Below are 7,270 nucleotides of genomic sequence, written 5' to 3' on the forward strand. Positions count from 1 at the left end.
GGGGACGGGCCACCGCCACCGGCCTACTGAAATCGGCTCCGCTCCAACAGATCCAGCAGATAGCCGCCGTAGCCGGACTTGAGCAGGCTCTGGGCGCGCTCGGCCAGCTCGTCGTCGGTGATCCAGCCCCGCCGCCACGCCACTTCCTCGGGCACGCTGACCTTCAGGCCCTGGCGGCGTTCCAGGGTGCGCACGAAGTCGCTGGCATCCAGCAGCGAGTCGAACGTCCCGGTGTCCAGCCAGGCCGTGCCGCGGGCCATCACCTCGACCGAGAGCCGGCCCCGGTTCAGGTAGATCTGGTTGACCTCGGTGATCTCGTACTCGCCGCGCGCCGATTTCTTGAGGCGCTTGGCGATTTCGATCACGTCGTTGTCGTAGAAGTACAGGCCCGGCACCGCGTAATTGGATTTCGGTGTCTTGGGCTTCTCCTCCAGCGACAGGGCCCGGCCGTCGTCACTGAATTCGACGACACCGTAGGCCGACGGGTTGGCCACCCAGTACGCGAAAACCGCTCCGCCGCTGATGGATTGAAAGCGGCTGAGGCTGGTACCCAGGCCCGGGCCGTAAAAGATGTTGTCGCCCAACACCAATGCCACCGGCTCGTTGCCGATGTGGTCGGCTCCCAGCACGAACGCCTGGGCCAGGCCGTCGGGCTTTTCCTGCGTCACGTAGGTGATGTTGACGCCGAATTGCGAGCCGTCGGCCAGCAGCCGCTGGAAGCCCGGCGCGTCGTGCGGGGTGGTGATCACCAGGATGTCGCGGATGCCGGCCATCATCAGGGTGGACAGCGGGTAGTAGACCATCGGTTTGTCGTAGACCGGCAGCAACTGCTTGCTGATGCCCGTGGTGATGGGATGCAGGCGGGTGCCCGACCCGCCGGCCAGGATGATTCCGCGCATGGATAGCTCCTAATGCCTTGATCGGCCCTATTCGACGGCGTCGGACGCGGTGAGCTCGGTGGCCGCCAGCGCCGAGGCCAGGCTGTCGTGCCGGAACACCGAGGTGACGTGGTCGTGCACGACGCGGAATGCCAGCGCGTTGGTGGCCGCTTCCGGACCGTCGGGGCTGGTCACCTTCTGTTCGGCGACGACGATGCCGTCGTGCACGTACAGCTGGCCGAGCTGGGTGCTCGCCCGGTGCGAGCCGGCCCAGGTGCGCAGCGCCTCGTGGCCCTGTGCGGCTCCGTGCGCGTCGCCAATCTCGATGTCGTCGCTGGACAGCGCGGTCAGCGTCTCGAGGTCCCCGGCGTTGAGGGCGTCATGCCATGCCAGAACGGTGGCGATCTCCGATGTGGTCATGGTGTGCAAATTACCGTGCGGTCCCGCGGCTAGAGAGGCGTACGGTCCAACCAGCGCTTCCACACGCCGTCGTCACCGAACAGCTCGACGCCCGTGTCGGCCAGCGGCCGCCGGCGCAGGATCGCCAGCAGCAGCTCGGTCGCGCCGCCGCGCAGCGCGGCGCTGCCCTTGCCGTGCTGGTGTGACCAGGCGATCCGGCCGTCTTCGACGGTGATCGTCCATTCGCCGGCCTCCCCCAGCCCGGGATCGGTGGCGTGCAGGTGCAGGGTGTCGCCCTGCTCGAGCGGGAGCGGCGCCCCCTGGGCGCCCGCCTCGATCGCCACCCGCTCCAGCCATTCGGTGATGCCGTCGGCCGCCACCTCGGCGCCCAGGGTGTATTCGGCGCCCAGCGCGATCGCCGCGTCGGCCCGATGCACCGCGACCTCGTGCAGCCGGCGCCGGATCCACCAGTTCGCCGGGCGCGACCCCAGGAACGTCCAGACCGGCGTTTGAACCCCGGTCAGTTCGACGGCGTCGATCAGCCGCTGGGCGCCGCCGTGCAGCCACGGGATGGCACCGGCGGGATCCGGCGGCGGCTTGCCGCCCTCCACCGTGCGGGGGTCGAGGTAGCTGTCGAGGCGCTGACTCACGATCTGCGCCGCCCAGCGATCGCCGCGCCCGACGTGGCGGAAGAGCTGGCGCAGGGTCCAGTCCGGGCAAGTGGGCACCGGCATGGACTCGTCGACATCGCGAAACAGCTCCCCGAAGGCCCGGTTCTCGTCGAGGAATTTTCCGGCGTAGTCCACGCGGGTCAGGCTACTCGCCGGGGCGCGCGCCCTGTGGTCCCGCGTGCCTTGCGGCGACACCGGCGCGCACTGCACACTTGTCGTCGAAGTCCGGCCCGCCGAATGCCCTTGTCCCCGAGAGGTGCTCATGCCCGATGCCAATGCGAGCCTTCCGGTCGCCCGCACCGCGATTCGCGAGTTCTGGGAGCGCGAGGGTGCGCAATACGACCAGCGGGCCGCCCACGGCATCTCCTCGGAACCCGAGCGTCGACGGTGGACGGACGCCCTGAGTCCGATCCCGCCGGCTTCCCGCGTGCTCGACGTCGCCACGGGCACCGGGTTTGTCGCGCTGTTGCTGGCCGAGCTGGGCCACCAGGTGAGCGGCGTCGACGCGTCCGAGGCCATGTTGGCGCACGCTCGCGCCAAGGCCGCCGACGGCAGGGTGGCCGTCACGTTCGTCGAGGGCGTCACCGAGAAGCTGCCGTTCGCCGACGCCAGTTTCGATGCCGTGACGGCCCGGCACTTCATCTGGACGGTGCCCGAGCCGCAGCGGGCCTTCGCCGAATGGCGCCGGGTGCTGGCCCCGAGCGGGCTGCTGATCGCCGACATTTCGCTGAATCCCCATGTGGCCGGGCATCACTACGCCGACGACGTCGCGGCCAGCCTGCCATTCCGTGAAATCCCCGATCCGGCACCGGTTGTCGACGCGCTGCGCTCGGCCGGTTTCGACGACGTCGACGTCGAGCTCTTCGACGACGGCGGCGAATACTCCCGCGCGGTGCTGTACGCCCGGGCATGACCGGCTGAACTTGTTGTGCCGCAATCTAATTGACCTTACACGGCATATGCGCCGGCATCCGACGGTGAATTCTTTGCGTTCAATCTGATTCCAACCGTCGCCGACCGCGGGAAACCGCGCTGAGCTGGGCCGGCGCCCCGGATGATCCACGTGACCGGAAGGGCTGCGCTCGACCGCAAACCGGCACGGCAACGAAGATGAGGCGCGCGGGCGATCGTCGTCGCTGCGGTCTCTGTGTGCCCCACTCGCGCCGCTCATTTCGCCCGTCACGTCGCTTGCGCGTGGACCCGGCCGGCCGACCATCGGAGACCCTCAATGACGATCGCAGCACAGGACAGCACCGGGCTTTCGGGCCCGCCCGGCGGCGAGGAAGCCGGGCCGGGCATGCGCAGGGTGGCCCTGGCCAGCCTCGCCGGCAGCGTGCTGGAGTGGTACGACTTCTTCCTGTACGGCTTCGCGGCCACCCTGGTCTTCGGTCCGCTGTTCTTCCCGCGCGCCTCCTCCACGGCCGGAGTGCTTGCCGCACTTGGCACTTTCGCCGTCGGCTTCGTCGCCCGGCCGCTGGGCGGCGTGTTGTTCGGGCATCTGGGCGATCGCCTCGGGCGCAAGAAGATGCTGGTGGCCACGCTGTTGATCATGGGAATCCCGTCCTTTCTGATCGGACTGCTACCCAGCTACGCCGCGATCGGCTGGGCGGCGCCCGCCTTGCTGGTGCTGTTGCGTTTCCTGCAGGGCGTCGGACTGGGCGGTGAGTGGGCCGGGGCGGTGCTGGTGGTCACCGAGACCAGCCCCCAACACCGCAGCGGCTTTTGGGGATCGCTGGTGCAGACGGGCTCGGCCGTGGGCCAGGGGTTGGCCACTGGATCGCTGTTCATCCTGGCCTCGACGCTGAGCGAGCACAACTTCGTGACCTGGGGCTGGCGGGTGCCGTTCCTGTTCGGCCTCGCGCTCGGTGTCGTGGGCCTGTTCATCCGGTTGCGGGTGATCGAGTCACCGGAGTTCACCGCGCTGCGGCGCAGCGGCGAGCTGTCACCGTTCCCGTTGCGCGAGGCGGTTCGCCAGCACGGCCGCACGATGCTGATCTGCTTCGCGGTCTATCTCGGCGGGGTGACGGTCCCGTTCTTCATCGAGACCGTATTCCTCACCGGCTACGGAACCAAAACCCTTGGCCTGCCGTCATCTTCGGTGTTACTGGGCATCTCGGCCGTGCACGTCACCGTGTTCTGGGCGTTGACCGTACTGGGCGGTTGGCTCGCCGATCGCTACGGCGCGAACAAGGTGATCCGCGGCGGCCTGCTCTCATTGCTGACGCTGCCCGCGGCGGGGCTGCTGGGGGTGCTGGCCGCCTCGGCGACGCTGCCGTCGTTGCTGACAACCGAGGTGCTGATCGGCGCGCCGCTGTGGGTCATCTGGGGCGCGCTGCCCAAATACCTCGCCGATTCCTTTCCTGCCCGGGTGCGCTACACCGGAATGTCGTTGTCCGGCCAGAGTTCCACCATCATCGGCGGGCTCATTCCGCTGCTGCTCACCTCAGTGGTGGCCCACTACGGCGGGGCGTTGTGGCCGGTGGCGGTGACCACCACCGCCGTAGCGGCCATCGGCCTGGTCGCGTCGCAGCTGGGCTCACCGGCCCACGCCCGCGAGCGGGTGTCAGGCAGCCCCGAAGAACTCGCCCTCTAACGGCTCCGAGCGGCGTCCGTCGGGCCCCACCGGGATGTCGCCGACCAGCGTGATGCGGTGCAGCACCCGCTCCTGGCCCAGGTGCTCGTAATCGCGCGGGGCGAGGTGTAGCGTGGCCCGATTATCCCAGAACGCAACGCTTCCCGGCTCCCACTTGAACCGGACCGAGTACTCCGGCCGAGCGATCTGCTCGAACAACAGGTCCAGGACGTACCGGCTCTCCCGGGGGGACAGGTCAACGATCTCCCGGGTGAAGAACTGATTGACGTAGACCACCTTCTCGCCGGTCTCGGGATGCACCCGGACCACCGGATGGATCGACGCCAGCGGATTGCTGCGCACCAGGTCCCCGATCTTGGCGTCGCTGCGCTCGAAGGACAAGGTGGCACCGAACCGGTGCTCGGCGCGCAGCCCGTCGATGAATTCGCGAATCAACGGCGAAAGGCCTTGATAGACAGCCGCCACATTGGTGAACAGCGTGTCACCGCCGAAGGGCGGGACCACTTCGGCGCGCAGTATCGAATGCGACGGCGGGTTGATCAGAGGCGTCACATCGGCATGCCAGTTGGGGCCGTTCCAGCCCTCCTTGTGCCGGTACTCCGAACCGTACCGGCGATCGTAGGCGGCCGGCGACACGGTATGGATCTGCGGGAAACCCTCGGGCGCGGAATCACCTTCGTAGGGATGGGCCGAGGTGACCTCACCGAATTGGGCACCGAAAGCGATCTGCGCGGCGTGGTCGAGGTCCTGATCGCGGAAGAACACCACCTTCCACCTGTGCAGAGCCGACCGGATGACGGCCTTCTCCGCTTCGCTCAGCGGCGCGGCCAGGTCGACGCCGTCGATCACGGCTCCTGTCCAGCCCGACAGCGGAACGACTTCGATTTTGGTTTCGGTGGCAGCGGTCGTCGTCAATCGCTCAATCCTGTGAGGTGTCTGAAAATGCATGCGGTATAGCCTTTTTGAGGCTATCGACAATGCGACCACCGGCAAGCGTTTGTATCGCGCTGAGGGAAAGCCCGCGGCGCGTCGGCGTTAGGGCCGCGGCGCGCCCAGGCGGTAGACCCGCCAGCCCGCCCGCTGCCAGCGGGCGGCGTCCAGGCAGTTGCGGCCGTCCACGATGACGCGTGCGCGTACCCGGTCGGCCAGGTCGTCGGGATCCATGTCGACGAACTGGCGCCACTCGGTGAGCACCAGCACCGCATCGGCGCGCTCGCAGGCCTCTTCGACCGAGACCGCGTAGTTCAGCGTCGGGAACAGTCGCTGCGCATTGTCCAGGGCCTTGGGGTCATAGACGTTGACGGCGGCCCCGTTGAGCTGCAACTGGCCCGCGACGTTGAGCGCGGGTGAGTCACGCACATCGTCGGATTCGGGTTTGAAGGCGGCACCGAGGACGGCGATGTTGGCGCCCAGCAGCGAGCCGCCGCAGGCCGCGCTGGCCAGTTCCACCATCCGGGTGCGGCGGCGCATGTTGATGCTGTCGACCTCGCGCAGGAAGGTCAGCGCCTGGTCGGCGCCCAGCTCGCCGGCGCGCGCCATGAAGGCCCGGATGTCCTTCGGCAGGCAGCCTCCGCCGAAACCCAAACCGGCATTGAGGAATTGGCGTCCGATCCGTGGGTCGTAGCCGAGCGCATCGGCCAGCAGGCTGACGTCCGCGCCGGCCGCCTCGCACACCTCGGAAATGGCATTGATGAACGAAATCTTCGTTGCCAGAAAGGCATTGGCGGAAACCTTGACCAGCTCCGCGGTCTGCAGATCCGTCACCAGGAACGGCACCCCGGCGTCGAGCAGCGGACCGTACAGCTGGCGAACGGCGGCCTCGGCGCGCGTCGAATCCTGTTTGATGCCCAGCACGATGCGGTCCGGGTTGAGGGTGTCCTGCACGGCGTAGCCTTCGCGCAGGAACTCCGGGTTCCAAGCGATTTCGACGTCGACCCCGTGGGGAGCTAGCGCGGCGGCCCGCTGGTTGAGCTCGGCCGCGGTGCCCACCGGAACCGTCGACTTGCCGACCAGCACCGCCGAGGTCGTCAACCGCGGCACCAGCGCATCGATGACGGCATAGACGTGGCGCAGATCGGCGCCGTATTCGCCCTTCTTCTGCGGGGTGCCCACGCCCAGGAAGTGCACGTCGGCGAAGTCGGCGGCCGCGTCGTAGTCGGTGGTGAACCGCAGCCGGCCGGCGGCCAGGTTCTCCTGCAACAACTTTCGCAGCCCCGGCTCGTAGAAGGGGATGTCACCCCCGGCGAGCTTGGCCACCTTGCCGGGGTCGATGTCGATCCCGAGCACGTCGTGTCCCAAAGCCGCCATCCCAACCGCGTGGGTGGCACCCAGGTAACCCGTGCCGAACACGGTGCATCGCATACAACCGGTGTAGGTGACCCCGATGAGCTGACTGCATCGCGGGGCTGAGCGGGAGGCAAACGGCAGATGACAGCTGACCGCCGTCTGGCGCTGGGCCCTCTAGGGCTAGTGGCGACCGAAGCCGCCGTGACCGCCGCCGAAGCCGGGGAAGCCACCGCCGCCGTGGCCACCGCCGCCGCCGGGCAATCCGGGGAAGCCGCCACCACCGTGTCCGCCGCCACCGTGCGGTCCGTCGTCACCGCCACCGTGCGGACCGAAGCCGCCTCCGGGGGGTCCGCCGAAGCCCGGCCCGCCAAGGCCCGGGATCGGCAGCGGGATGGGCACCGGGATCGGCGCCACCGCGGGCGGAGGGGGTGGCGGGGCCACAG

The 7,270-nt window shown here is 68.5% G+C and carries 8 protein-coding genes; 2 read left to right on the forward strand and 6 right to left on the reverse strand.

The window, feature by feature from the left end:
• Window positions 1–23 precede the first annotated feature (23 nt).
• The 3 genes from rfbA to DQP58_RS25330 are packed head-to-tail and all read right to left on the reverse strand — an operon-like array spanning window position 24 to window position 2,083.
• A complete protein-coding gene (gene rfbA / locus DQP58_RS25320) occupies window positions 24–899 on the reverse strand; it encodes a glucose-1-phosphate thymidylyltransferase RfbA (RefSeq protein WP_112710829.1) in 876 nt (291 codons plus the stop codon).
• A 27-nt stretch (window positions 900–926) separates the two neighbouring features.
• On the reverse strand, window positions 927–1,298 hold the full coding sequence (locus DQP58_RS25325) for a nuclear transport factor 2 family protein (protein ID WP_112710830.1): 372 nt from the start codon (window positions 1,296–1,298) through the stop codon (window positions 927–929).
• Window positions 1,299–1,327: 29 nt separating this feature from the next.
• Window positions 1,328–2,083, reverse strand: coding sequence for a maleylpyruvate isomerase family mycothiol-dependent enzyme (locus DQP58_RS25330; RefSeq protein WP_112710832.1), 756 nt, complete (start codon window positions 2,081–2,083; stop codon window positions 1,328–1,330).
• A 127-nt stretch (window positions 2,084–2,210) separates the two neighbouring features.
• Between DQP58_RS25330 and DQP58_RS25335 the strand changes: the two genes are divergently transcribed.
• Entirely contained in the window at window positions 2,211–2,861 is a 651-nt protein-coding gene (locus DQP58_RS25335) for a class I SAM-dependent methyltransferase (protein WP_112710833.1), read from the forward strand.
• A 315-nt stretch (window positions 2,862–3,176) separates the two neighbouring features.
• The gene (locus DQP58_RS25340) at window positions 3,177–4,541 is read left to right on the forward strand and encodes an MFS transporter (RefSeq protein ID WP_240630132.1); all 1,365 of its coding nucleotides are present in this window, start codon (window positions 3,177–3,179) and stop codon (window positions 4,539–4,541) included.
• On the opposite strand, the gene DQP58_RS25345 is transcribed toward DQP58_RS25340, so the two are convergent.
• From DQP58_RS25345 to DQP58_RS25355, 3 genes are all read right to left on the reverse strand, one after another.
• Window positions 4,512–5,456 carry a TauD/TfdA dioxygenase family protein gene (locus DQP58_RS25345; protein ID WP_112710835.1) on the reverse strand — a complete coding sequence of 315 codons (945 nt, stop codon included), beginning with the start codon at window positions 5,454–5,456 and terminating at the stop codon, window positions 4,512–4,514. The two genes, DQP58_RS25340 and DQP58_RS25345, sit on opposite strands and share 30 nt — an antisense overlap.
• 120 nt (window positions 5,457–5,576) lie before the next feature.
• The gene (locus tag DQP58_RS25350) at window positions 5,577–6,902 is read right to left on the reverse strand and encodes a UDP-glucose dehydrogenase family protein (RefSeq protein ID WP_112710831.1); all 1,326 of its coding nucleotides are present in this window, start codon (window positions 6,900–6,902) and stop codon (window positions 5,577–5,579) included.
• A 105-nt stretch (window positions 6,903–7,007) separates the two neighbouring features.
• A partial coding sequence (locus DQP58_RS25355; protein ID WP_205869542.1) for a hypothetical protein occupies window positions 7,008–7,270 on the reverse strand: 263 nt, incomplete at its 5' end.

This window comes from Mycobacterium colombiense (assembly GCF_003284975.1).
GTDB lineage: Bacteria > Actinomycetota > Actinomycetes > Mycobacteriales > Mycobacteriaceae > Mycobacterium > Mycobacterium europaeum_A.